The following is a 21,031-nucleotide window of genomic DNA, read 5'->3' on the forward strand; positions in this document are numbered from 1 at the left end:
TGCGATGAATTGGAAGATGCAAGGCGCGCCCGAGCGCAAATATCACCAGCCAGAGGCCGGTTTGACCGTGACCGATGGCGCCACGGTGGCGGGCTATGCCAGCCTGTTTGGCCGCGTCGATCAGGGCAATGATGTGGTGCAAAAGGGCGCTTATGCGGCCAGCCTTGCCCGGCTTGCGGCCCGCGGCGGTGCGGTGAAAATGCTGTGGCAGCACGACCCCACCCAGCCAATCGGCGTCTGGGACGAGGTGCGCGAAGACGCCACAGGCCTTTGGGTCAAGGGCCGCATTTTGACCGAAGTTGACAAGGGGCGCGAGGCCGCAGCCCTTTTGGGTGCGGGGGCGATTGACGGTTTGTCGATCGGCTATCGCACCGTCAAGGCGGAACGCAACGGCAAGGGGCAGCGCCTTTTGTCCGAGCTGGAGCTTTGGGAGGTCTCGCTTGTGACCTTTCCAATGCTTCCTGAGGCGCGGGTTCAGGCCAAGGGCGATCTGCCCCAGGCCGAGGACTGGCGCGAGCTGGCAGCGCTGTTTCAGACGGCTGCCGAAACCCTGGCCCAGCGCAGCTAGCGCGGCCCCTCACGACCAAACTCAAGGAAACCATGATGACCGAGACAAAGGCTCGGGCTGGGGAAGTTATGCCTCACGCCCAGGAAACAGCCGCCAATCCGGGTGCGGACGTGAAATCCGCGATGGCTGGATTTTTGAATGCCTTCAGTGGCTTTCAAGGCGACGTTAAGAAATCACTGCAGCAACAGGAAGAGCGACTGACCATGCTTGATCGTAAACAGATGACCTATTCCCGCCCCGCGCTTTCGGTTCACGCCGAGCAAGATGTGCCTCATAAAAAGGCCTTTGCGGCCTATGTGCGTTCGGGCGATGACGACGCGATGCGTGGGCTGACGCTGGAAGGTAAGGCGATGTCTTCGGCGGTGGCGGCCGATGGTGGCTATCTGGTGGACCCGCAAACCGCCGACAGCATCCGCACCATGTTGGTGTCAACCTCGTCGCTGCGGGCTTTTGCCAATGTGGTGCAAGTCGAGGCGACCTCTTATGATGTCTTGGTTGATCGCACCGAGGTGGGTTCGGGTTGGGCCACAGAGGCCAGCGCCACCACCGAGACCTCGACCCCGACCATCGAGCGGATCTCGATCCCGCTGCACGAGCTGTCGGCGATGCCGAAGGCCTCGCAGCGGCTGCTGGATGACGCGGCCTTTGATGTTGAAGGCTGGCTGGCGGGCAAGATTGCCACCCGCTTTATTCGCGCCGAGGCTGCGGCCTTTATCAACGGCGACGGAGTGGACAAGCCCAAAGGCGTTTTGCTGGCGCCAAAGCTTGCCAATGACGTTTGGGCCTGGGGCAGCCTTGGCTATGTGGCGACAGGGGCTTTGGATGATTTTGCCACCACCAATTCGGTCGATTGCATCATCAGCTTGGTCTATGCGCTGGGGGCTGATTACCGCGCCAATGCGGCGTTTTTGATGAATTCGAAAACCTCGGGGGCGGTGCGCAAGATGAAGGACGCCGATGGCCGCTTTATGTGGTCGGACGGCTTGGCTGCGGGCGAGCCTGCGCGGCTGATGGGCTATCCGGTGATGATCTGTGAAGACATGCCCGATATCGCCGCCAATGCCTATGCGATTGCCTTTGGCGATTTCAAAGCCGGCTATACCATCGCCGAGCGCCCAGATCTGCGCATTCTGCGCGACCCCTTCTCGGCCAAGCCAAACGTGCTGTTCTATGCCTCCAAGCGCGTGGGCGGCGATGTCACCGATTATGCGGCGATCAAACTGCTGAAAATCGCGGTGTCCTGACATCTGATAAGATGCCCGGCCCACTGTGGGGGCCGGGCATTGGACGGCGCTTGCGGTCACAACAGCAGCGGGTTTCGCGAAGGGAATGGAAATGACGTTAACAGAGATCACCAGCTTTGCCGCCAGCGCCTTGCCCTTGCAGGCGATGAAGCAGCACCTGCGGCTAGGCACAGGGTTTTCCGATGACGCGCTGCAAGACGGGCTGATCGAGAGCTATTTGCGCGCAGCGGCGGTGGCGATTGAGGGGCGGATTGGCAAGGCGCTGTTGCAGCGGCGGTTTCAGCTTTGCCTTGCCGATTGGCGTGGCTTGGACGAGCAGCCTTTGCCGATTGCGCCGATCAGCGCCTTGGTGTCGTTGCGGCTGATAGATGCGAGCGGGGCGGCGGTTGAGGTGGCCCCCGCGCGCTACCGCTTGGTGGCGGATCTGCAGCGGCCAAAGCTGGTGGCTGTGGCTGGGTTTTTGCCTGCGGTGCCAAGTGGCGGCAAGATCGAGCTGGTGTTTGACGCAGGCTTTGGTCCCGATTGGGCGGATGTGCCGCCCGATCTGGCGCAAGCGGTGCTGCTGCTGGCGGCGGAATTTTATGAAAACCGTCACGAGCAAAGCCCGCGCGCGGCGGGTCTGCCGGTCAGCGTGCAGATGCTGATCGAGCGGTGGCGCATCGTGCGGGTGCTGGGGGGGGGCGGGCAATGAGGCCAATCGCTTTGTCGCGGCCTTTGACGCTGGAGGCTTCGCAGACCGTCGCCGATGGTGCGGGCGGCTTTAGTTTGGCTTGGCAGGCGCTTGGCACGCTTTGGGCCGAGGTGGTTGCAGGTACGGGGCGCGAGGCGGCCGGCGAAGAGGTGACGCTGTCAACTGTTGCCTACCGCATCACGGTGCGCGCGGCCCCGATAGGCTCGCCAGCGCGACCACAGCCCAGCCAGCGCTTTCGTGACGGCGCGCGGGTCTTTGCCATCATCGCGGTCAGCGAGCGCGACGCCGAGGCCCGCTATCTGACCTGCATCGCCCGAGAGGAGAGCCCGACATGAGCTATCAGGCCGCAGCGGCGCTTCAGGCCGCAATTTATGCGCGACTGAGCAGCACGCCTGCGCTGGCGGGGGTCAGCATTGTCGATGCCGTGCCTGCGGGGACGAGTTTGGGCAGCTTTGTGCTGATCGGCCCCGAACAGGTGCTGGATCAAAGCGACAAAACCGGTGCCGGGGCCGAGCACCGCTTTGAAGTCTCGGTGATCAGCGATGCGGCGGGGTTTATGACCGCCAAGGATCTGGCGGCAGCGGTTTCAGAGGCGCTGTTGAGCCTGCCGCTTGTGCTGAGTGTCGGGCATCTGGTCTCGATCGGCTTTCAAAGGGCCACGGCGCGGCGCTTGGATCAGGGCGCTGTGCGGCGGATTGACCTGCTGTTTCGCGCCCGGATCGCGTTTTAAAGTTTCACTTATCGAACATTTTTTATCCATTTAGATAAAAATTTTCGACATATTTTTACAAGATCGGAGAGAAGCATGGCGGTACAGAATGGCAAGGACCTGCTGGTCAAGGTTGATATGATCGGGGATGGCAGCTTTGTCACCCTTGCGGGTCTGCGGGCAACGCGGATCAATTTTAACGCTGAAACCGTTGATGTCACCTCTTTGGAAAGTGCGGGCGGCTGGCGGGAATTGCTGGCGGGAGCGGGGGTGAAGACGGCCTCGATCTCGGGGGCGGGGGTGTTTCGCGATGCCGATACAGACGAGCGCGCGCGGCAGATCTTTTTCAACGCCGAAATGCCGCAGTTTCAGGTGGTGATCCCCGATTTCGGCGTGGTGGAAGGCGCGTTTCAGATCACCTCGATCGAATATGCCGGCAGCCATAACGGCGAGGCGACCTATGACATCTCTATCGCTTCGGGCGGCGCGCTGAGCTTTACGGCGCTGTGATGGTGAACCCCTATTGCGGCGAGGTGGCGATCACTTTGGACGGCCAGCGCCACATTGCCAAGCTGACGCTGGGGGCCTTGGCCGAGCTGGAAGCAGCACTTGAGGCGCAGTCTTTGTTCGATCTGGTCGAGCGCTTTGAGCAGGGGCGGTTTTCCAGCCGCGATGTGCTGGCGCTGATTGTGGCGGCTTTGCGCGGTGGCGGCTGGCGCGGCACCGCGGCGGATCTGGCCACGGTCGAGATCGGCGGCGGCCCGCTTGAGGCCGCAAGGGTGGCGGCAGAGCTGTTGGCGCGGGCCTTTGCGCTGCCGCAGCCATGAGCCGGCTGGATTGGGCGGGGCTGTTGCGTGCAGGGCTTGGGCAATTGCGCCTGACCCCGCCCGAGTTTTGGCGGCTTACCCCCGTCGAGCTGAGCATCATGTTGGGGGTCGATCAGGCAGAGCCCCCCCTGACGCGGGCGCGGCTTGAACAGCTTGCGGCGGCGTTTCCAGATCAACCAAAGGGGCCAAGCCATGACGACGGTGAAGGAACTACAAGATCAGATCACAGCGCTTGAAACCACGCTTGCGGGGTCCACCTCGATTGTGGGGGCCTTTGAGGGCGAGCTGTCGCGGATGCGAGAGTCGATGCTGTTTACCGGGCGCGAGGTGGGGGTGCTGTCCACCAGCATCGGCGGCGGGCTGCGGCGGGCCTTTGACGGTTTGGTGTTTGACGGGGCCAAGCTGTCGGATTCCTTGAAGATCGTCGCCAAGACCATGGTCGACACGGTTTACGGCATCGCGATGAAGCCGGTGCAAAACGCGGTGGGCGGCGCTGTGGCCAGTGGCATCAACGGGCTGCTCAGCGGGATTTTGCCGTTTGAAAAAGGCGGCAGCTTTTCCCAAGGCCGGGTGATGCCCTTTGCCAAGGGCGGCGTGGTGGCAGGGCCGACGCCTTTTGCGATGCGCGGCGGGCAGGGGCTGATGGGTGAGGCCGGGCCAGAGGCGATCATGCCGCTGGCGCGCGGGGCCGATGGCCGTTTGGGGGTGCAAACCTCGGGCGGTGGGCGGCCTGTCACGCTGGTGATGAACATCTCGACGCCCGATGTGCAGGGCTTTCAGCGCAGCCAAAGCCAGCTTGCCGCCCAAGCCCAGCGCTTGCTGGCGCGCGGCCAAAGAAATCGGTGAGGACCAAAGATGGCATTTCACGAGATCAGATTTCCCTCCAACGTCAGTTTTGGCTCGCAAGGCGGGCCAGAGCGGCTGACCGAGATCGTCACGCTGGCCAATGGCTTTGAAGAGCGCAACACGCCCTGGCAGGAGTCGCGCCGGCGCTATGATGCGGGCTTTGGTCTGCGCAGTCTGGAGGATCTGGACGCGCTTTTGGCGTTTTTCGAGGCGCGTCGCGGCCAGTTGCACGCCTTTCGCTGGAAGGATTGGTCCGATTATAAATCGGGCGCTTTGGCGCAGCCAACAACCGCGTTGGATCAGGAATTGGGCTATGGCAACGGCATCAAAACCCTGTTTCAGCTGTGCAAGACCTACCGCTCGGGCGATCAGACCTATCTGCGCCAAATCCGCAAACCGGTGGCCGGCACGGTGAAAATCGCCATCGCCGGCGATCCCAAGGTCGAGGGGCAAGAGTTCACGCTGGACCCCACCAGCGGCCTTGTCAGCTTTACCGTAGCGCCAGACATCAACGCGCTGGTCACGGCGGGCTTTGAATTTGATGTGCCTGCGCGCTTTGACACCGACCGGATCGAGACCTCGATCGCCTCGTTTCGTGCCGGTGAATTGCCCAATGTGCCAATCGTCGAGGTGCGGCTATGATGCAGGCTTTGTTGGATCATGCCGGGCTTGGGGTGACGACGCTCTGTCGCGCGTGGCAGGTGACGCGGCGCGATGGGGTGCGCTTTGGCTTCACCGACCATGATTTGGATCTGCGCTTTGAGGATATGCTGTTCAAGGCCAGCACGGGGATGTCGGCGCGGGCTTTGCAAAACAGCACCGGCCTGTCGGTGGACAACAGCGAGGCGATTGGCGCGCTGGCGGATGCGGCCCTAGAAGAGGCCGATCTGATCGCGGGGCGCTTTGATGCGGCAGAGGTGCTGATCTGGCTGGTGAATTGGGCGGATCCTTCGCAGCGGGTCTTGCAGTTTCGCGGCAGCTTTGGCGAGATCAGCCGGGCAGCGGGCGGCTTTAAGGCCGAATTGCGCGGCCTGACCGAAAGCTTGAACCAGCCGATGGGGCGGATCTTTCAGCGCAGCTGTTCGGCGGTTCTGGGCGATGCGCGCTGCGGGCTTGGCCTGAACACGCCCGCCTTTATGGCCGAGGTGGTGCTGGACGGCTTTGACGCGCAGGGGCGGATGTTGGTGTCAAACCTAAACGCCTATGCCGATCGGTGGTTCGAGCGCGGCCGGCTGCGGGTGCAAAGCGGCGCGGCTGCGGGCCTAAGTGCGGTGATCAAGCTGGACCGGCTGCAAAACGCGGGCCGCGTTCTGGATCTGTCGCACCGCCTGAGCGCGCCCTTGCAGGCGGGTGATCTGCTGCGGCTGGAGGCGGGCTGTGATCGCACGGCCGCGACCTGCAAGGCCAAGTTCGGCAACTTTCTGAATTTTCGCGGCTTTCCGCATATTCCGGGCGAAGATTGGCTGTCGTCTTATCCGATCAGCGCGGGCCGCAATGACGGCGGGAGCCTGACCTGATGCCGCAGCCAGAGGTGATTGTGGCGGCAGCGCGCGGCTGGATCGGCACGCCCTATCAGCATCAAGCAAGTGTCAAAGGCGCAGGCGCCGATTGTCTGGGCCTGCTGCGCGGGGTTTGGCGCGAGCTGCTCGGGCCAGAGCCGACCGCCATCCCCGCCTATGCGCCCGATTGGTCGGAAACCGCAGGCGTCGAGGCTTTGGCCGATGCCGCGCGGCTTTGGCTTTGCCCCAAGCCGCCCGAGGCCGAGGCTTTGGGGGATGTGGTGCTGTTTCGGATGCGGGCGGGGGCTATGGCCAAACATCTGGGGCTGATCAGCGGGCTTGGCGCTTGCCCAAGCTTTATTCATGCCTATAGCGGCCACGGCGTGGTGGAAACCGCGCTTTCGGCCCCGTGGCGGCGCAAAATTGTGGCGCGTTTTCAATTCCCTGAAGGACATTAACCCATGGCAACCCTGCTTTTATCTGCTGCCGGTGCGGCAATCGGCTCTGGCTTTGGCGGCACCATTCTGGGGCTTTCGGGCGCGGTGATTGGCCGCGCGGTGGGGGCTACGATTGGCCGTGCGATTGACCAACGCGTCTTGGGCGGCGGGTCAGAAGCGGTCGAGGTCGGGCGGATCGAGCGGTTTCGGGTTATGGGGGCCAGCGAAGGCACGGCGATTGCGCATGTCTGGGGCAGGGTGCGGCTGGCGGGCCAAGTGATCTGGGCCAGCCGGTTTTTGGAACATGTCAACACCACCTCGGTCAGCAGCGGCGGCGGCAAGGGCCGGCCGCGCACGGTGCAAAGCACGACGCAATACAGCTATACCGTCAGCCTTGCAGTGGCCCTTTGCGAAGGCCGCATCACTCGGCTGGGCCGGATTTGGGCCGACGGGGTCGAGATTGCCGCCGACCAGCTGTCGCTGCGGCTTTATCATGGCGACGAGACGCAATTGCCCGACCCAAAAATCACCACTGTCGAGGGTGCAGGCAATGCGCCCAGCTATCGCGGCATTGCTTATGTGGTGATCGAAGACCTTGATCTGTCGCGCTTTGGCAACCGCATTCCGCAGTTTTCCTTCGAGGTGATGCGCCCCGCGCAGGGGCAGGCGGCGCAGGCGCATCAGGGCTTTGATCAGATTATTCCGGGTGTCTGCATGATCCCGGGTTCGGGCGAATATGCTTTGGCCACCACGCCTGTGCATTTCAACGCGGGGCTGGGGTCCAATACCTCGGCCAATGTCCATACGGTCAGCAGCCGCAGCGATTTCTCGAATGCGCTCGAGGCTTTGCGCGAAGAGCTGCCCATGGCCAAGGGCGCGTCTTTGGTGGTGTCGTGGTTTGGCAGCGATCTGCGCTGTGGCCTGTGCCAGCCGCAGCCCAAGGTCGAACAAAACGCCCAAGACGGGGTGCCGATGCCTTGGGTGGTCTCGAACACGCCGCGCGCCACGGCGGCCGCCGTGCCTTTGGTGCAGGGCAGCCCGGTTTATGGCGGCACCCCCGCCGATGCCTCGGTGATCGAGGCGATTGTGGCGCTGAAAGCCGCAGGGCGCGAGGTGACGTTTTACCCGTTTTTGCTGATGGACCAGATGGCGGGCAATGCTTTGCCTGACCCTTGGACCGGGGCTTTGGGCCAGCCTGCCTTGCCCTGGCGCGGTCGCATCACGCTGAGCGCAGCCCCCGGCCAGCCTGCAAGCCCAGACCGCAGCGCCGCCGCCGCAGCCGAGGTGGCGCAGTTTTTTGGCACCGCCCAGCCGTCGCATTTCACCCAAACCGGCCAAAGTGTGCTTTATAGCGGCCCCGCTGAATGGAGCTATCGCCGCTTTATCCTGCATTACGCCTATCTTTGTCGGGCCGCAGGCGGGGTCGATGCCTTTTGTGTCGGCTCCGAGTTGCGGGGCCTGACCTCTATTCGCGGCGCGAATGACAGCTTTCCCGCGGTTCAGGCGCTGCGGCAATTGGCGGGCGAGGTGAAGGCGATTTTGGGCCCACAAACCCAGATCAGCTATGCCGCCGATTGGTCGGAATATTTCGGCTATCACACCGAGGATCATGTTTATTTCAACATGGACCCGCTTTGGGCCGACCCCGCAATCGACTTTATCGGTATCGACAATTACATGCCGCTGTCAGATTGGCGTGATGGCAGCGATCACGCCGATGCCGCTTGGGGCGATATCTATAACCGCGACTACCTTTACGCCAATATCGCTGGTGGCGAGGGGTTTGATTGGTATTACGCCGATGAGGCCGCCGCCGCTGCCCAAATCCGCACCCCGATCCAAGACCCATATTATGGCGAGCCTTGGGTGTTTCGGGTCAAGGATATTCGCGGTTGGTGGGGCAATTCGCACCACGAACGCCATGCAGGGCTGCGCCAAGACAGCCCCACGGCCTGGATCGCGGGATCAAAGCCGATCCGCTTTACCGAATATGGCTGTGCGGCGATTGATAAGGGCACCAATCAGCCGAACCGGTTTTTAGATCCAAAATCCTCGGAATCCGCCTTGCCGCGCGGATCGAACGGGCTGCGCGATGATCTGATGCAGCTGGCCTATTATCAGGTGATGCACCGCTTTTGGACCGATGCTGCGCAAAATCCGCATGCGTTTTTGTACAACGGGCCGATGCTTGATTTCGCGCAGTCTTTGGCTTGGGCTTGGGATGCGCGGCCCTTTCCGGCCTTTCCTGCGGCAAGCTCTGTCTGGTCGGATGGCGGCAATTACGACAAGGGCCATTGGCTGAACGGGCGGGCCAGCAATATCGACCTTTCGGCGCTGATGGCCGAGATTTGCGCGGCCTCGGGGCTTGCGGATGCTGATCTGTCGGGCGCGCGCGGGCTGGTGCGCGGCTATACACTGTCCGAGGTGTCCACCGCGCGCGCGGCCTTGCAGCCTTTGCTTTTGGCCTATCCCAGCGATGTGATTGAACGCGAGGGCCGCTTGGTGGTGCAGGCGCGCCGCGCCAAGGTGGGGCAGTGGCTGGATCCGCAGCGCTTTGTGCGTACGCCTGAACTTGACGGCACGCTTGAACTGACCCGCGCCGCAGAGGCCGAATTGCCGGTGCATCTGCGCATCAGCTATATCGAGGCCGAGGGCGATTTCCCGGTCAGCATTGCCGCAGCCACCGCCGCCGATCACAGCACAGAGGTGGTGTCGCAGTCCGAACTGCCCTTGGTGCTGACCGCATCCGAGGCGGCAACCATCGCAGAACGCTGGCTGGCCGAGGCGCAGGTTTCGCGCGATACCGCCCGCTTTGCGCTGGCCAGATCGCAGATGGCGGTGCGCGTCGGCGATACGGTTGAAGTGGCGGGCCAAGCCTACCGCATCGACCGCGCCGAGCTTTCTGACATGCAGCTTTTGGATGCGGTCAGGGTGGATCCGAACGTCTATCAAGCCTCGGATCTGGTGGTGCCGCGCCGCAGCTGGGGCAGTGTGACGCCAGCGCTGCCGGTCTATCCCTTGATGCTGGATCTGCCGCTGATCACCGGCGGCGAGGTGCCGCAAGCCCCGCATGCCTGTGCCACCGCCCAGCCTTGGCCGGGGCCGGTGGCGCTGTGGCACTCGGCCACGCAGGATGATTTCCGCTATAACATCAGTCTGGACCGCGCCGCGACGATTGGGCTGACGCAGACCCCGCTTGCGCGCGCGCGCTTTGGCCTTTGGGATCGTGGCCCGGCACTGCGCCTGCGCATCGAGACCGGCACGCTTTCGTCAACCACGCCCGAGGCGGTGCTGGGCGGTGCCAATCTTGCCGCCATTGGCGATGGCTCGGCGCAGAATTGGGAGCTGTTTCAATTTGCCAGCGCCACTTTGGTTGGCCCCAAGACCTATGACATCAGCCTGCGGCTGCGCGGCCAATTGGGCAGCGACGCGCTGATGCCAGCGGTCTGGCCTGCGGGCAGCACCTTTGTTTTGCTGGATGCGGCCTTGCAGCAGATTGATTTTCCGCTGTCGGCGCGCGGGCTGGCGCGCAGCTACCGCTTTGTTGCGGCAGATCGCGGCTATGATGACCTCTCGGCGGTGGGGCTGACCCAAGCCTTTGATGGCATTGGCCTGCGCCCCTATGCGGTGGTGCATCTGCGCGCGGCCAAAACCGCCGATGCGCTGGGCTTAAGCTGGGTTCGCCGCAGCCGGATAGATGGTGACAGCTGGCAATCGGTCGAGGTGCCCTTGGGCGAAGATAACGAGGCCTATCTGCTGCGGGTGATCCAAGCCGGTGTGGTGAAACGCGAGGTGACGCTTTCCACCCCCGCCTTTCTCTATACCGCGCAGATGCAGGCCAGCGACGGCGTGGCAGGCGCGGTCAGCATCAGCGTGGCGCAGCTGTCAAACCTTTATGGGGCAGGGCCTGCGCGCAGCTTGAGCCTGATGCTTTAGCAATGCGGCGCTGTCTTATTGGCGATATTTGGGCGGCGGCGGCTTGTGTCGCGGCCTGCCCAGAACCGCAGCGCGAGGCTTTCGCGCGGCTGCTGATCACCCAAGCCGATGCCGCCCACCGCTACGCCAAACGCTTGGGTCGCGCGCATCCGGCTTGGGGCAATGGCAGCCTGATGGCGCGCGCGCTTTTGGCCCGCGCGCCGCAGCCCGCGACAGCTGACGCCAGTTTTCTAACCGCGCTTGGCCTTGTCGCTCACCTGCTTGCCGCGCGAAAATCTGGCCTTTGACTTGGCATTGTCCGACCCGCGCCCCATATGCTATTATAGCGTAACAGGAGGCTGATCATGGCTGAAACCAGCACAAAACTTGCAGCACTAGATCCGGTCTGGCAGCGCGTGCGCCAAGAGGCCTTTGCCATGGTGGAAAACGAGCCGCTTTTGGGCGGGCTTGTGCATTCCAGCCTGCTGCATCACCCCTCGTTGGAACGCGCGCTGGCCTATCGGTTTTCGCTGAAACTCGCCAGCGGCGAGATGAGCGAGCAGATCTTGCGCGAAATCGCGGATGAGGCCTATGCCAGCGACCCCAGCATTGGCCAAGCCGCGCGCGCCGATGTGACGGCGGTGTTTGACCGCGACCCGGCCTGCCTGCGCTTTATCCAGCCGATCTTGTTCTTCAAGGGCTATCAGGCGATCCAAGCCTACCGCATTGGCCATTGGCTGTGGCAAAACGGGCGGCGCGATATGTCGTATTTCGTGCAAATGCGGGTGTCCGAGACCTTTGGTGTCGATATCCACCCAGCCGCGAAAATCGGCCGTGGCATCATGATCGACCATGCCCATTCCATTGTGATCGGCGAAACGGCTGTGGTCGGCGACAATGTCTCGATGCTGCATTCGGTCACGCTTGGCGGCACCGGCAAGGAAGACGGCGACCGTCATCCAAAGATTGGTGACGGGGTGCTGATCGGGGCAGGGGCCAAGGTTTTGGGCAATATCCACGTCGGCCATTGCTCGCGCATCGCCGCGGGGTCAGTGGTGCTGCAAGATGTGCCGCCTAACACCACGGTTGCGGGCGTTCCGGCAAAAGTCGTGGGCGAGGCAGGCTGCGCGCAGCCTTCGGTGACCATGGACCAATTGCTTTGCGGTAAGATCTAACGAAAAAGCCCCCGCAGATCGCTCTGCGGGGGCTTTTTTAGGCTGAGCAGGCTTTAGGCCAGCATCGCCAAGGGGTTTTCCAGATTGTCCTTGATCGCGGTCAAAAGCTGCGCGCCCAAAGCCCCGTCGATCACGCGGTGATCCACCGAGAGCGTCACCGACATCACCGTGCCAACCACAACCGCGCCGTCCTTGACGATCGGTTTGGCCACACCCGCGCCCACAGCCAAAATCGCCGCATGTGGCGGATTGATGATCGCGTCAAAGTTATCAACGCCGAACATACCCAGATTTGAAATCGCAAAGCTGCCGCCTTGGTATTCGTGCGGCGCAAGTTTGCGGTCACGCGCACGCTTGGCAAGGTCTTTCATCTCGGCCGACAGCGCCGAAAGCGACTTGGCTTCGGCATCTTTCAGAACCGGCGTGAACAGCCCGCCTTCAATCGCCACCGCCACCGCGACATCTGATTTCTTGAACTGCAACACCCGATCGCCAGCCCAGACCGCATTGGCCGCAGGCACTTGTTGCAGCGCCAAAGCGCAGGCCTTGATGATGAAATCATTCACCGACAGCTTGACGCCGCGCGCTTCCAGCTTGGCATTGAGCTGACCGCGAAAGGCCATCAGCGCGTCCAGCTCGATATCGCGGCGCAGATAGAAATGCGGCACGGTTTGCTTGGCCTCGGTCAGGCGCGCGGCAATGGTTTTGCGCATGCCGTTCAGGGCGATTTCTTCAAACGGACGGTCAGCATAGGTCTTAAGCACGGTTTCGGTCGAAGGACCGCTTGCCGCTGCAACCGCAGCCACAGGCGCCTGCACGGGGGCCGCTGCCACCGCAGCCACAGGGGCCGCCGCTTTTGCACCTTCAACATCGGCGCGCACGATGCGCCCATGTGGACCCGAGCCTTTGATCGCCGTCAGATCCAGACCCTTTTCCGCTGCAATCCGCCGCGCCAAAGGCGAGGCAAACACCCGCGCGCCGCCAGCTTTAGCCGCCACAGGGGCCGCAACCGCTGCCACCGCTACAGGTGCTGCAACCACGGGGGCCGCAACCACCGCAGCCGCAGGCTTGGCATCCGCCGCATCGCCGTCTTCCAACAGCATCGCAATCGGCGTGTTCACCTTGACGCCCGCAGTGCCCTCGGCGATCAGCAGCTTGCCGATCGTGCCCTCGTCCACCGCCTCGAACTCCATCGTCGCCTTATCGGTTTCGATTTCTGCGATGATCTGGCCCGATTTGACCGCGTCGCCCTCTTTCACCAGCCATTTCGCCAGCGTGCCTTCCTCCATCGTCGGAGACAGCGCGGGCATAAGAATTTCTACAGCCATTTTCGCCTCCTCAGCGGTAGCAAACAGATTTGACAGCAGCGACCACATCGGCGGTCGTCACCAAAGCCAGCTTTTCAAGGTTGGCGGCATAGGGCATCGGCACATCTTTGCCGGTGCAAGTCACCACCGGCGCGTCCAGATAATCAAAGGCGCGCTGCATGATGGTGCTGGCCAAGTGATCGCCGATCGAGCCTACGGGGAAGCCTTCCTCGACGGTGACGCAGCGGTTGGTTTTCTGCACGCTGGCAAGCACGGTGTCATAGTCAATCGGGCGCAGGGTGCGCAGATCAATCACCTCGGCCGAGATGCCCTCGGCGGCCAGCTGTTCCGCCGCTTCCAGCGCATAGGTCATGCCGATGCCAAAAGACACGATGGTCACATCCGTGCCCTCGCGCCAGATCCGCGCCTTACCGAAGGGAATGGTAAAGTCAGCCAAATCAGGCACTTCAAAGGATTTGCCATACATGATCTCGTTTTCAAGGAAGATCACCGGGTTCGGATCGCGGATCGCCTGCTTAAGCAGACCCTTCGCGTCGCTCGCCGAATAGGGCATCACCACCCGCAGGCCGGGGATCGCTGCATACCAGGCCGCATAGTCTTGGCTGTGCTGAGCGCCGACGCGGGCCGCGGCACCATTGGCGCCGCGAAACACAATCGGACAACCCAATTGGCCGCCAGACATATAGTTGGTCTTTGCCGCCGAATTCAGAATGTGGTCAATGGCTTGCATGGCGAAGTTAAAAGTCATGAACTCGACAATCGGGTTCAAACCACCCCAAGCCGCACCAATCGCGATGCCGGTAAAGCCGGCTTCGGTGATCGGTGTGTCAACGATCCGCTTGGGGCCGAACTCGTCCAGCAAGCCTTGGCTGATCTTGTAAGCGCCCTGATATTCGCCAACCTCTTCGCCCATCAACATGACGTTGGGATTGTCGCGCATCTCTTCGGCCATCGCCTCGCGCAGGGCTTCCCGCACGGTCATGGTCTTCATCGGCGTGCCGGCGGGCCAATCGGGGCTGGCCTTTGACACCACCGCCACCGCAGCGGCAACGGGTGCAGCGGCTGCTGCCGCCACAGGTGCGGCAACGGCTGCGGCCACTGGGGCAGGGGCCGCATCAGCCGATTCGCCGTCTTCCACCAAGGTCATGATCGGCGTGTTCACCTTCACGCCCGAGGTGCCCTCGGCCACCAGAATCCGGCCAACCTTGCCTTCATCCACCGCCTCGAATTCCATCGTGGCCTTATCGGTTTCAATTTCAGCGATGATCTGGCCAGATTTGACCATATCGCCCTCTGCGACCAGCCATTTCGCCAGCGTGCCTTCTTCCATCGTGGGCGAAAGCGCGGGCATAAGAACGTCTACTGCCATGGTTTTCTCCCCCTCAGGCGTAAATATCGGTCCAAAGCTCGGACAGGGCCGGCTCTGGGCTTGCTTTGGCGAATTCGGCGCTGGCGTTCACCACCTCTTTGATCGACTTGTCGATCGCCTTCAGATCTTCATCCGAAGCAAGGCCAGAGTTCAGCAGCAAATCGCGCACATGTTCGATGGCATCCTTTTCGGATTTCATCTTTTCGACCTCTTCGCGGGTGCGGTATTTCGCCGGATCCGACATCGAGTGGCCGCGATAGCGATAGGTCATCATTTCCAGAATATAGGGGCCTTTTCCGGCGCGGCAGTGCGCCACGGCCTTTTCGCCCGCTTCTTTGACCGCCAGCACATCCATGCCGTCAACCTGCTCGCCTGCAATGCCATAAGCCAAGCCACGGCCAAACAAGGTTTCCGATTTGGTCGAACGCGCCTGCGAGGTGCCCATGGCGTAGTGATTGTTTTCAATCACAAAAATCACAGGCAGATCCCAAAGTTCGGCCATGTTATAGGTCTCGTAGACCTGGCCTTGGTTGGCCGCACCATCGCCGAAATAGGCGAAGGTCACATTGTCATTGCCTTTGTATTTATCGGCAAAGGCCAGACCTGCGCCCAGCGGCACCTGTGCGCCAACAATGCCGTGGCCGCCGTAGAAATGCTTCTCGCGGCTGAACATATGCATCGAGCCGCCCTTGCCCTTGGAGTATCCCCCCTCGCGCCCGGTCAGCTCGGCCATCACGCCATTGGCTTCCATGCCGCAAGCCAACATATGGCCGTGATCGCGGTAGCTGGTGATGCGCTTGTCACCCTCTTTGGTGCAGGCCTCAAGCCCAACCACAACCGCCTCTTGCCCGATATAGAGGTGACAGAACCCCCCGATCAGACCCATGCCATAAAGCTGGCCAGCTTTTTCTTCGAATCGGCGGATCATCAGCATCTCGCGGTAGAACTTAAGCAGTTCTTCCTTCGACACATTTGATTTCTCTGGGGCTTTTTTCGCAGCCAAGGTGGCGTCCTCCCGTCACGTTGCAAGATCGTTTAGTGTTAAACTATCTATACAGCATCGGTGAAAAAACGCAAAAAAGAAAATGCAGCGAAGTTTCCGCTGCATGGCTGCTATGCAAAATTTGAAATTCAGACAGGTTTGGGTCGCCCGATCAGCGGATCACGACCTCATCGGCGCGCAGATAGCCCAGCACATCGCGCACGCGCTCGTCCAAAAGGTCGATGTCCAGATACTCATCCGACAGCCGTCGCGTCAGATTGTTCATCTGTGCAAGTTCGGATGCAAGCAGATCGCGCTCGGCGGTTAGCTTCACGATTTCGGCGTTAATCTGAACGCGACGGAAAATTCCGTAATCGCCCTGAACCGCCGCAAAGGTGAAGTAACCGCCCAGCGTAAACGCAAGCACAATAAAAAACATGCCACCCATAGCGGGCCGTGATTGCGGGGTAATCATCTGCTCTGCCTCTACGCCCACCCCTCATTGTCGGGGATGGTTCGTTTGGCCACCATGTCACATCTTGCGAATCATGTGAATCCTCAAAATGCAGCTGCAAGCAAAAAAACGCTTATGGCATCAAGGCTTTGGCCTTAGGCGCGGCCGCGATAGATCTCGACCAATTTGCTCAGCATCGCCAAAGCCTCGCCGCGGTCGCGCTGAAACGAATTGCGGCCGATGATCGAGCCGTTGCCGCCGCCGTCGCGGATGGCGCGTGCGTCATCATAGACCGCATCGGCCCCCTTGGCCGCCCCGCCCGAAAACACGATCAAGCGCCGCCCCGCAAAAGAGGCATCGACGCAATGCTTGACCCGCTGCGCCATATCGGCAATGGCAATGCTTTGATCTTCATAGACCTTTTTCGCCTCGGGCAACATCAGATGATCGGTCGACAGTTTGATCTTGATGATATGCGCGCCCAAAAGTGCTGCGATATGGGCGGCGTAGGCGGCGACATCAATCGCGGTTTCGCCCGATTTGCTGATCGCCTCGCCGCGCGGATAAGACCAGATCACGGTGGCAATCCCCGAGGCTGCTGCCTCGCGCCGCATCTCGACGATCTCTTCGAACATATCCAGCGCCATGTCAGAGCCGGGATAGATGGTAAACCCAATCGCCGCACAGCCCAAACGCAGCGCATCAGCCACCGACCCCGTCACCGCCTGATTTTTGCCAGCCGTGTCTGACATCAGCGAATTGGACGAGTTCAGCTTCAAAATCGTTGGAATTTGACCTGCAAAAGTATCTGCCCCGGCCTCAAGCGAGCCCAAGGGTGCGGCATAGGCGTTTAGCCCCGCGTCGATGGCCAATTGATAGTGGTAATGCGGGTCATAGCCTGCGGGGTTTGGCGCAAAGCTGCGGGCGGGCCCATGTTCAAAGCCCTGATCGACCGGCAGAATGATCATCTTGCCGGTGCCGCCCAGCTTGCCCTCCATCAGGATCCGGCACAGATTTGCCTTCACGCCGGGGGTCTCGCCCTCGTAATTGGACAGAATTTTCTGAACGGCCTTTGTCGCGCGCATGGGATGCTCCTCAGCGGGGAAAGTGGTTTCCTTGCTGGTAGAAAGCTTCCGAGCATGGCGCAATATTGGTTACGCTAACATCAGATTTGTTTACGCTAACAAGACCTTAGGCGAGGCACAGCGGCCCCGCCTAAGCCCAATTTTCACCCCAAAGCTGCAACGCCGGGCAGGGTTTTGCCTTCCATCCATTCCAAGAACGCACCGCCTGCGGTCGAGATAAAGGTAAAACCGGCAGCAGCCCCTGCTTGGTTCAGGGCCGCGACCGTATCGCCGCCGCCTGCCACCGAGACCAGCTTGCCGGCGCGTGTCAGCTCTGCTGCGGCCTGCGCTGCGGCATTGGTGGCGGCGTTAAACGGCTCGATCTCGAACGCGCCCAAAGGCCCGTTCCAGATCAGGGTTTTGCAGCCCTCGAACACTTGGCGCAAAGCTGCAACGGTTTGCGGGCCTGCGTCCAAAATCATCGCATCACTGGGGCAATCGGCAGCGGCCATGGTCTGATTGTCGGCGCCTGCCTTGAATTCGCGCGCCACCACCACATCGATCGGCAGATGAATGGTGCAGCCCGCAGCCTTGGCCTTGGCGATGATCTCAAGTGCTGTCGGTGCCATATCGCGTTCGGCCAAGGATTTGCCAACCTCGATGCCTTGGGCGACAAGGAAGGTGTTGGCCATGCCGCCGCCGATCACCAGATGATCGACTTTGCTGACCAGATTGCCCAGCAAGTCGAGCTTGGTCGAGACTTTCGCCCCGCCCACAACCGCGACCACAGGCCGCTCGGGTTTGCCCAAGGCGGCCTCTAGGGCTGCCAATTCTTCGGCCATCAAGCGGCCCGCAAAAGACGGCAGCAAGCGGGCCACGCCCTCGGTCGAGGCATGGGCGCGGTGCGCTGCCGAAAACGCATCATTGCAGAAATAATCGCCCAAAGCCGCCAAATCTGCCGCCATCTGCGGGTCATTGGCCTCTTCCAGCGGCGAAAAGCGCATGTTCTCAGCCAGAACCACCGCGGTTTGCGGCAAAGCGTTGATCGCCTCGCGGCTTGGATGCTCCATAAAGGTCACGCTGCGGCCCAAGGCGGCCTCAAGCGCTGGCAGCACCAAGCGCAGGCTCATCTCGGGCAGGGTTTTGCCCTTGGGGCGGCCGAAATGCGCCAAAAGCACCACCTTGGCACCGCGCGCGATCAGATCTTCGACCGTTGGCACGATCTTTTCGATCCGCGTCGCGTCAGTAACCTGCGCGCCTTCCATCGGCACGTTGATGTCCACGCGGGTCAGCACCACTTTGCCCGCCAAGGCCATATCGTCGATTGTCTTCCAAGTCACAGCGCGCTCCTTATGCAGGCTTTCGGTCTTGCCCCTGTTTCCGCCCATCCGAGGCTTTCGTCAACTGTTTGCCCTTTCCCTTATCCGCATCAAACGCTAGTTTCCGCGTCAAATGTCACAAAGGATAAACCCAATGGCCGAGATCAAAGACCCAGAAAACACCGTGATCATCACCCTCAAAGACGGCGAAGTCGTTATCGAGATGCTGAATGATATCGCGCCTTTGCATGTCGAGCGGATGAAGACGCTGGCGCGTGAGAAGGCCTATGACAATGTTTGCTTTCACCGCGTGATCGACGGCTTTATGGCCCAGACCGGCGATGTCGCCAACGGCAATATGGAAAAAGACTTTAACCTGCGTCGCGCAGGCACCGGTGGGTCGGAATATCCTGATCTGACCCAAGAATTCTCGGGCATTCCGCATGATCGTGGCACCATTGGGGCGGCGCGTTCGTCGAACCCGAACTCGGCCAACAGCCAGTTTTTCATCAACTTTTCCGACAACCACTTCTTGAACCGTCAATATACCGTTTACGGGCGGGTGATTTCGGGAATGGATTTGGTCGATAAGATCACCAAGGGCGAGCCACCAGCAAACCCCGATCGGATGATCACCGTGCGGGTGGCTGCAGATGTTCAATAAGATCGCATTGGCAGCCCTGCTGCTGGCGGCGGCTCCGGCCTTTGCCGAAGGCGACGGCCCCGGCCCGAACCTGGTAATCGAGGTGGACGGCGGCGTGAAGGGCGAGGTCGTGATCGACCTTGACACCCTGCACGCGCCAAAACACGCGGCCCAAATCGTCGCACTGGCGAAATCGGGCGGCTATGATGGCGTGGTGTTTCACCGCGTGATCGACGGCTTTATGGCGCAGACCGGCGACGTGAAGTTTGGCAAAAAGGGCGGCGACACCTCGATGGCGGGCATGGGCGGATCGGATCTGCCCAATATCGCGGCAGAGTTTTCCGACGTGCCTTTTGAGCGTGGCACCGTGGGGATGGCACGCTCGGCGGATCCGGATTCTGCCAACAGCCAGTTCTTCGTGATGTTTGCACCGGGGGATTTCCTGAATGGGCAATATACGGTGATTGGCAAGGTGATCAAAGGCATGGAGGTGATTGACGCGATCAAGCGCGGTGCCGGTGGTAATGGCGAGGTGAGCGAGCCTGACTTTATGGCGCAGGTGACTGTGACCGAGTGATCGCTGCGGCGGCCGGGGGCTTTGCCCCCGGACCCCCAGGATATTTTCAGACAGATGAAGGGGAAGGGCGCGTGCGTCCTGCCCTTTTGTTTAGGCCAAGACCACCAAAGCGTGGCGCTTTTTGCCGACGGTGAGTTTTAGCGGTTCGGCCAGATGGCCCGCGCCAATGCGCAGGCCTGCGTCGGTGACGATTTCGTCGTTCATTTTGGCGCCGCCTTCAAGGATCAGGCGTTTGGCGTCTTTGCCCGAGCCTGCAAGCCCTGCACGCAGGATCAATTGCACGATGCTGATGCCCTCGCCCAGCTCTTCGGTCGAGACGGTGACGGTGGGCAGATCGTCGCCGACGCCGCCGCGCTCGAAGACCTCGCGGGCGGTGGCTTCGGCGGTTGTGGCGGCCTCGGGCCCGTGCAGCAGGGCTGTGACCTGATTGGCGAGGATGATTTTGGCAGCGTTGATCTCGGAGCCTTGCAGCGCGCCGAGGCGGTCGCAGTCTGCAAGCGGCAGTTCGGTGTAAAGCTTGAGGAAGCGGCCGACATCGGCGTCGGTGGTGTTACGCCAGAACTGCCAGAATTCATAGGGCGAGAGCATGTCGCCGTTCAGCCAAACCGCACCGCTGGCGGATTTGCCCATTTTCTTGCCGTCAGAGGTGGTCAGCAGCGGCGAGGTCAGCCCGTAGATATCATGGTCCAGCACGCGGCGCGTGAGATCAATACCATTGATGATATTGCCCCATTGATCCGAGCCGCCCATTTGCAAGATACAGCCATAGCGGCGGTTGATTTCAAGGAAATCATAGGCTTGCAGGATCATATAGTTGAATTCAAGGAAGGACAGCGATTGCTCGCGGTCGAGCCGGGATTTGACCGATTCAAACGACAGCATCCGGTTGACCGAGAAATGCCGCCCGATGTCGCGCAGGAAATCCAGGTAGTTCAGCCCATCCAGCCATTCAGCGTTATTGACCATGATCGCGTCATTGGGGCCTTCGCCAAAGTGCACATAGGGCGCGAAGGCCTGCTTGATGCCGGCGATATTGGCGTCGATCTGGGCCGAGGTCAGCAGCGGGCGTTCTTCGGCACGAAACGAGGGATCGCCGACTTTGGTGGTGCCGCCGCCCATCAGCACGATGGGCTTGCCGCCGCATTTTTGCAGCCAGCGCAGCATCATGATCTGGATCAGCGAGCCCACATGCAGCGATTTTGCCGTGGCGTCAAAGCCGATGTAAGCAGGCACGACCCCTTTGACCAAAGCCTCGTCAAGCGCTTGATAATCCGTGCAATCGGCCAGAAAGCCACGGGTCATCATTACGCTCATGAATTCGGATTTCGGATGGTAGGTCATTGCTCACTCATGCTTTAAGGTAGCATGGGTATAGCGGGGCTGG

At 61.2% G+C, this 21,031-nt stretch carries 24 protein-coding genes; 17 read left to right on the top strand and 7 right to left on the bottom strand.

Features of this window, described 5'->3' with window-relative positions; genetic code table 11:
* The first annotated feature begins 4 nt into the window (after positions 1-4).
* From V7Q10_RS01510 to cysE, 15 genes are all read left to right on the top strand, one after another.
* Entirely contained in the window at positions 5-568 is a 564-nt protein-coding gene (locus V7Q10_RS01510) for an HK97 family phage prohead protease (protein ID WP_333867267.1), read from the top strand.
* A 35-nt stretch (positions 569-603) separates the two neighbouring features.
* Positions 604-1,812 carry a phage major capsid protein gene (locus tag V7Q10_RS01515; protein ID WP_333867268.1) on the top strand — a complete coding sequence of 403 codons (1,209 nt, stop codon included), beginning with the start codon at positions 604-606 and terminating at the stop codon, positions 1,810-1,812.
* Positions 1,813-1,903: 91 nt separating this feature from the next.
* Positions 1,904-2,503: a head-tail connector protein gene (locus V7Q10_RS01520; protein WP_333867269.1), complete on the top strand. Its 600-nt coding sequence runs from the start codon at positions 1,904-1,906 to the stop codon at positions 2,501-2,503.
* On the top strand, positions 2,500-2,838 hold the full coding sequence (locus V7Q10_RS01525; protein WP_333867270.1) for a head-tail adaptor protein: 339 nt from the start codon (positions 2,500-2,502) through the stop codon (positions 2,836-2,838). Before V7Q10_RS01520 ends, V7Q10_RS01525 begins: the two co-directional genes overlap by 4 nt.
* Positions 2,835-3,233: a DUF3168 domain-containing protein gene (locus tag V7Q10_RS01530; RefSeq protein WP_333867271.1), complete on the top strand. Its 399-nt coding sequence runs from the start codon at positions 2,835-2,837 to the stop codon at positions 3,231-3,233. Before V7Q10_RS01525 ends, V7Q10_RS01530 begins: the two co-directional genes overlap by 4 nt.
* A 75-nt stretch (positions 3,234-3,308) precedes the next feature.
* Positions 3,309-3,722, top strand: coding sequence for a phage major tail protein, TP901-1 family (locus V7Q10_RS01535; protein WP_333867272.1), 414 nt, complete (start codon positions 3,309-3,311; stop codon positions 3,720-3,722).
* The gene (locus V7Q10_RS01540) at positions 3,722-4,039 is read left to right on the top strand and encodes a gene transfer agent family protein (protein ID WP_333867273.1); all 318 of its coding nucleotides are present in this window, start codon (positions 3,722-3,724) and stop codon (positions 4,037-4,039) included. The genes V7Q10_RS01535 and V7Q10_RS01540 overlap by 1 nt, the downstream gene beginning before the upstream one ends.
* On the top strand, positions 4,036-4,275 hold the full coding sequence (locus V7Q10_RS01545; protein ID WP_333867274.1) for a rcc01693 family protein: 240 nt from the start codon (positions 4,036-4,038) through the stop codon (positions 4,273-4,275). The genes V7Q10_RS01540 and V7Q10_RS01545 overlap by 4 nt, the downstream gene beginning before the upstream one ends.
* Positions 4,232-4,885: a phage tail tape measure protein gene (locus tag V7Q10_RS01550; RefSeq protein WP_333867275.1), complete on the top strand. Its 654-nt coding sequence runs from the start codon at positions 4,232-4,234 to the stop codon at positions 4,883-4,885. Before V7Q10_RS01545 ends, V7Q10_RS01550 begins: the two co-directional genes overlap by 44 nt.
* Before the next feature lie 9 nt (positions 4,886-4,894).
* Positions 4,895-5,527, top strand: coding sequence for a DUF2460 domain-containing protein (locus V7Q10_RS01555; RefSeq protein WP_333867276.1), 633 nt, complete (start codon positions 4,895-4,897; stop codon positions 5,525-5,527).
* A complete protein-coding gene (locus tag V7Q10_RS01560; protein ID WP_333867330.1) occupies positions 5,527-6,402 on the top strand; it encodes a DUF2163 domain-containing protein in 876 nt (291 codons plus the stop codon). The genes V7Q10_RS01555 and V7Q10_RS01560 overlap by 1 nt, the downstream gene beginning before the upstream one ends.
* Positions 6,402-6,842: a peptidase gene (locus V7Q10_RS01565; RefSeq protein ID WP_333867277.1), complete on the top strand. Its 441-nt coding sequence runs from the start codon at positions 6,402-6,404 to the stop codon at positions 6,840-6,842. Before V7Q10_RS01560 ends, V7Q10_RS01565 begins: the two co-directional genes overlap by 1 nt.
* A gap of 3 nt (positions 6,843-6,845) precedes the next feature.
* A complete protein-coding gene (locus tag V7Q10_RS01570) occupies positions 6,846-10,757 on the top strand; it encodes a baseplate multidomain protein megatron (protein ID WP_333867278.1) in 3,912 nt (1,303 codons plus the stop codon).
* Between the two features lie 2 nt (positions 10,758-10,759).
* Positions 10,760-11,044 carry a DUF7742 family protein gene (locus V7Q10_RS01575; RefSeq protein ID WP_333867279.1) on the top strand — a complete coding sequence of 95 codons (285 nt, stop codon included), beginning with the start codon at positions 10,760-10,762 and terminating at the stop codon, positions 11,042-11,044.
* Positions 11,045-11,101: 57 nt separating this feature from the next.
* Entirely contained in the window at positions 11,102-11,911 is an 810-nt protein-coding gene (gene cysE / locus V7Q10_RS01580) for a serine O-acetyltransferase (RefSeq protein WP_333867280.1), read from the top strand.
* 53 nt (positions 11,912-11,964) lie between these two features.
* Here cysE and V7Q10_RS01585 read toward each other — a convergent pair whose 3' ends face one another.
* The 6 genes from V7Q10_RS01585 to V7Q10_RS01610 form a co-directional block, all read right to left on the bottom strand.
* Positions 11,965-13,239: a pyruvate dehydrogenase complex dihydrolipoamide acetyltransferase gene (locus V7Q10_RS01585; protein ID WP_333867281.1), complete on the bottom strand. Its 1,275-nt coding sequence runs from the start codon at positions 13,237-13,239 to the stop codon at positions 11,965-11,967.
* A gap of 10 nt (positions 13,240-13,249) precedes the next feature.
* Positions 13,250-14,608, bottom strand: a complete 1,359-nt coding sequence (locus V7Q10_RS01590; RefSeq protein WP_333867282.1) for a pyruvate dehydrogenase complex E1 component subunit beta — start codon at positions 14,606-14,608, stop codon at positions 13,250-13,252.
* A gap of 13 nt (positions 14,609-14,621) precedes the next feature.
* On the bottom strand, positions 14,622-15,611 hold the full coding sequence (pdhA, locus tag V7Q10_RS01595; protein ID WP_333867283.1) for a pyruvate dehydrogenase (acetyl-transferring) E1 component subunit alpha: 990 nt from the start codon (positions 15,609-15,611) through the stop codon (positions 14,622-14,624).
* Between the two features lie 151 nt (positions 15,612-15,762).
* A complete protein-coding gene (locus V7Q10_RS01600; RefSeq protein ID WP_333867284.1) occupies positions 15,763-16,065 on the bottom strand; it encodes an FtsB family cell division protein in 303 nt (100 codons plus the stop codon).
* A 134-nt stretch (positions 16,066-16,199) separates the two neighbouring features.
* Positions 16,200-17,129 (bottom strand): class I fructose-bisphosphate aldolase, encoded by a 930-nt coding sequence (locus tag V7Q10_RS01605; RefSeq protein ID WP_333867285.1) that lies wholly within the window; start codon positions 17,127-17,129, stop codon positions 16,200-16,202.
* 143 nt (positions 17,130-17,272) lie between these two features.
* Positions 17,273-18,496, bottom strand: a complete 1,224-nt coding sequence (locus V7Q10_RS01610) for a phosphoglycerate kinase (RefSeq protein ID WP_442885802.1) — start codon at positions 18,494-18,496, stop codon at positions 17,273-17,275.
* Positions 18,497-18,581: 85 nt separating this feature from the next.
* On the opposite strand from V7Q10_RS01610, the gene V7Q10_RS01615 reads away from it, so the two are divergent.
* Positions 18,582-19,091, top strand: coding sequence for a peptidylprolyl isomerase (locus tag V7Q10_RS01615; RefSeq protein WP_333867287.1), 510 nt, complete (start codon positions 18,582-18,584; stop codon positions 19,089-19,091).
* Positions 19,081-19,647: a peptidylprolyl isomerase gene (locus V7Q10_RS01620; RefSeq protein WP_333867288.1), complete on the top strand. Its 567-nt coding sequence runs from the start codon at positions 19,081-19,083 to the stop codon at positions 19,645-19,647. The genes V7Q10_RS01615 and V7Q10_RS01620 overlap by 11 nt, the downstream gene beginning before the upstream one ends.
* A gap of 90 nt (positions 19,648-19,737) precedes the next feature.
* On the opposite strand, the gene tyrS is transcribed toward V7Q10_RS01620, so the two are convergent.
* Positions 19,738-20,988 carry a tyrosine--tRNA ligase gene (gene tyrS / locus V7Q10_RS01625; RefSeq protein ID WP_333867289.1) on the bottom strand — a complete coding sequence of 417 codons (1,251 nt, stop codon included), beginning with the start codon at positions 20,986-20,988 and terminating at the stop codon, positions 19,738-19,740.
* Positions 20,989-21,031: the final 43 nt, after the last annotated feature.

It is taken from the genome of Cypionkella sp. (assembly GCF_036782355.1).
In the GTDB taxonomy this organism is placed as follows: domain Bacteria; phylum Pseudomonadota; class Alphaproteobacteria; order Rhodobacterales; family Rhodobacteraceae; genus Cypionkella.

Bases quoted from the DNA above. Each gene is read 5' to 3' on its own strand.
- V7Q10_RS01510 (WP_333867267.1), top strand. From the start codon at position 5: ATGAATTGGAAGATGCAAGGCGCGCCCGAGCGCAAATATCACCAGCCA.
- V7Q10_RS01515 (WP_333867268.1), top strand. From the start codon at position 604: ATGACCGAGACAAAGGCTCGGGCTGGGGAAGTTATGCCTCACGCCCAG.
- V7Q10_RS01520 (WP_333867269.1), top strand. From the start codon at position 1,904: ATGACGTTAACAGAGATCACCAGCTTTGCCGCCAGCGCCTTGCCCTTG.
- V7Q10_RS01525 (WP_333867270.1), top strand. From the start codon at position 2,500: ATGAGGCCAATCGCTTTGTCGCGGCCTTTGACGCTGGAGGCTTCGCAG.
- V7Q10_RS01530 (WP_333867271.1), top strand. From the start codon at position 2,835: ATGAGCTATCAGGCCGCAGCGGCGCTTCAGGCCGCAATTTATGCGCGA.
- V7Q10_RS01535 (WP_333867272.1), top strand. From the start codon at position 3,309: ATGGCGGTACAGAATGGCAAGGACCTGCTGGTCAAGGTTGATATGATC.
- V7Q10_RS01540 (WP_333867273.1), top strand. From the start codon at position 3,722: ATGGTGAACCCCTATTGCGGCGAGGTGGCGATCACTTTGGACGGCCAG.
- V7Q10_RS01545 (WP_333867274.1), top strand. From the start codon at position 4,036: ATGAGCCGGCTGGATTGGGCGGGGCTGTTGCGTGCAGGGCTTGGGCAA.
- V7Q10_RS01550 (WP_333867275.1), top strand. From the start codon at position 4,232: ATGACGACGGTGAAGGAACTACAAGATCAGATCACAGCGCTTGAAACC.
- V7Q10_RS01555 (WP_333867276.1), top strand. From the start codon at position 4,895: ATGGCATTTCACGAGATCAGATTTCCCTCCAACGTCAGTTTTGGCTCG.
- V7Q10_RS01560 (WP_333867330.1), top strand. From the start codon at position 5,527: ATGCAGGCTTTGTTGGATCATGCCGGGCTTGGGGTGACGACGCTCTGT.
- V7Q10_RS01565 (WP_333867277.1), top strand. From the start codon at position 6,402: ATGCCGCAGCCAGAGGTGATTGTGGCGGCAGCGCGCGGCTGGATCGGC.
- V7Q10_RS01570 (WP_333867278.1), top strand. From the start codon at position 6,846: ATGGCAACCCTGCTTTTATCTGCTGCCGGTGCGGCAATCGGCTCTGGC.
- V7Q10_RS01575 (WP_333867279.1), top strand. From the start codon at position 10,760: ATGCGGCGCTGTCTTATTGGCGATATTTGGGCGGCGGCGGCTTGTGTC.
- cysE (WP_333867280.1), top strand. From the start codon at position 11,102: ATGGCTGAAACCAGCACAAAACTTGCAGCACTAGATCCGGTCTGGCAG.
- V7Q10_RS01585 (WP_333867281.1), bottom strand. From the start codon at position 13,239: ATGGCTGTAGAAATTCTTATGCCCGCGCTGTCTCCGACGATGGAGGAA.
- V7Q10_RS01590 (WP_333867282.1), bottom strand. From the start codon at position 14,608: ATGGCAGTAGACGTTCTTATGCCCGCGCTTTCGCCCACGATGGAAGAA.
- V7Q10_RS01600 (WP_333867284.1), bottom strand. From the start codon at position 16,065: ATGATTACCCCGCAATCACGGCCCGCTATGGGTGGCATGTTTTTTATT.
- V7Q10_RS01605 (WP_333867285.1), bottom strand. From the start codon at position 17,129: ATGCGCGCGACAAAGGCCGTTCAGAAAATTCTGTCCAATTACGAGGGC.
- V7Q10_RS01610 (WP_442885802.1), bottom strand. From the start codon at position 18,496: ATGGGCGGAAACAGGGGCAAGACCGAAAGCCTGCATAAGGAGCGCGCT.
- V7Q10_RS01615 (WP_333867287.1), top strand. From the start codon at position 18,582: ATGGCCGAGATCAAAGACCCAGAAAACACCGTGATCATCACCCTCAAA.
- V7Q10_RS01620 (WP_333867288.1), top strand. From the start codon at position 19,081: ATGTTCAATAAGATCGCATTGGCAGCCCTGCTGCTGGCGGCGGCTCCG.
- tyrS (WP_333867289.1), bottom strand. From the start codon at position 20,988: ATGACCTACCATCCGAAATCCGAATTCATGAGCGTAATGATGACCCGT.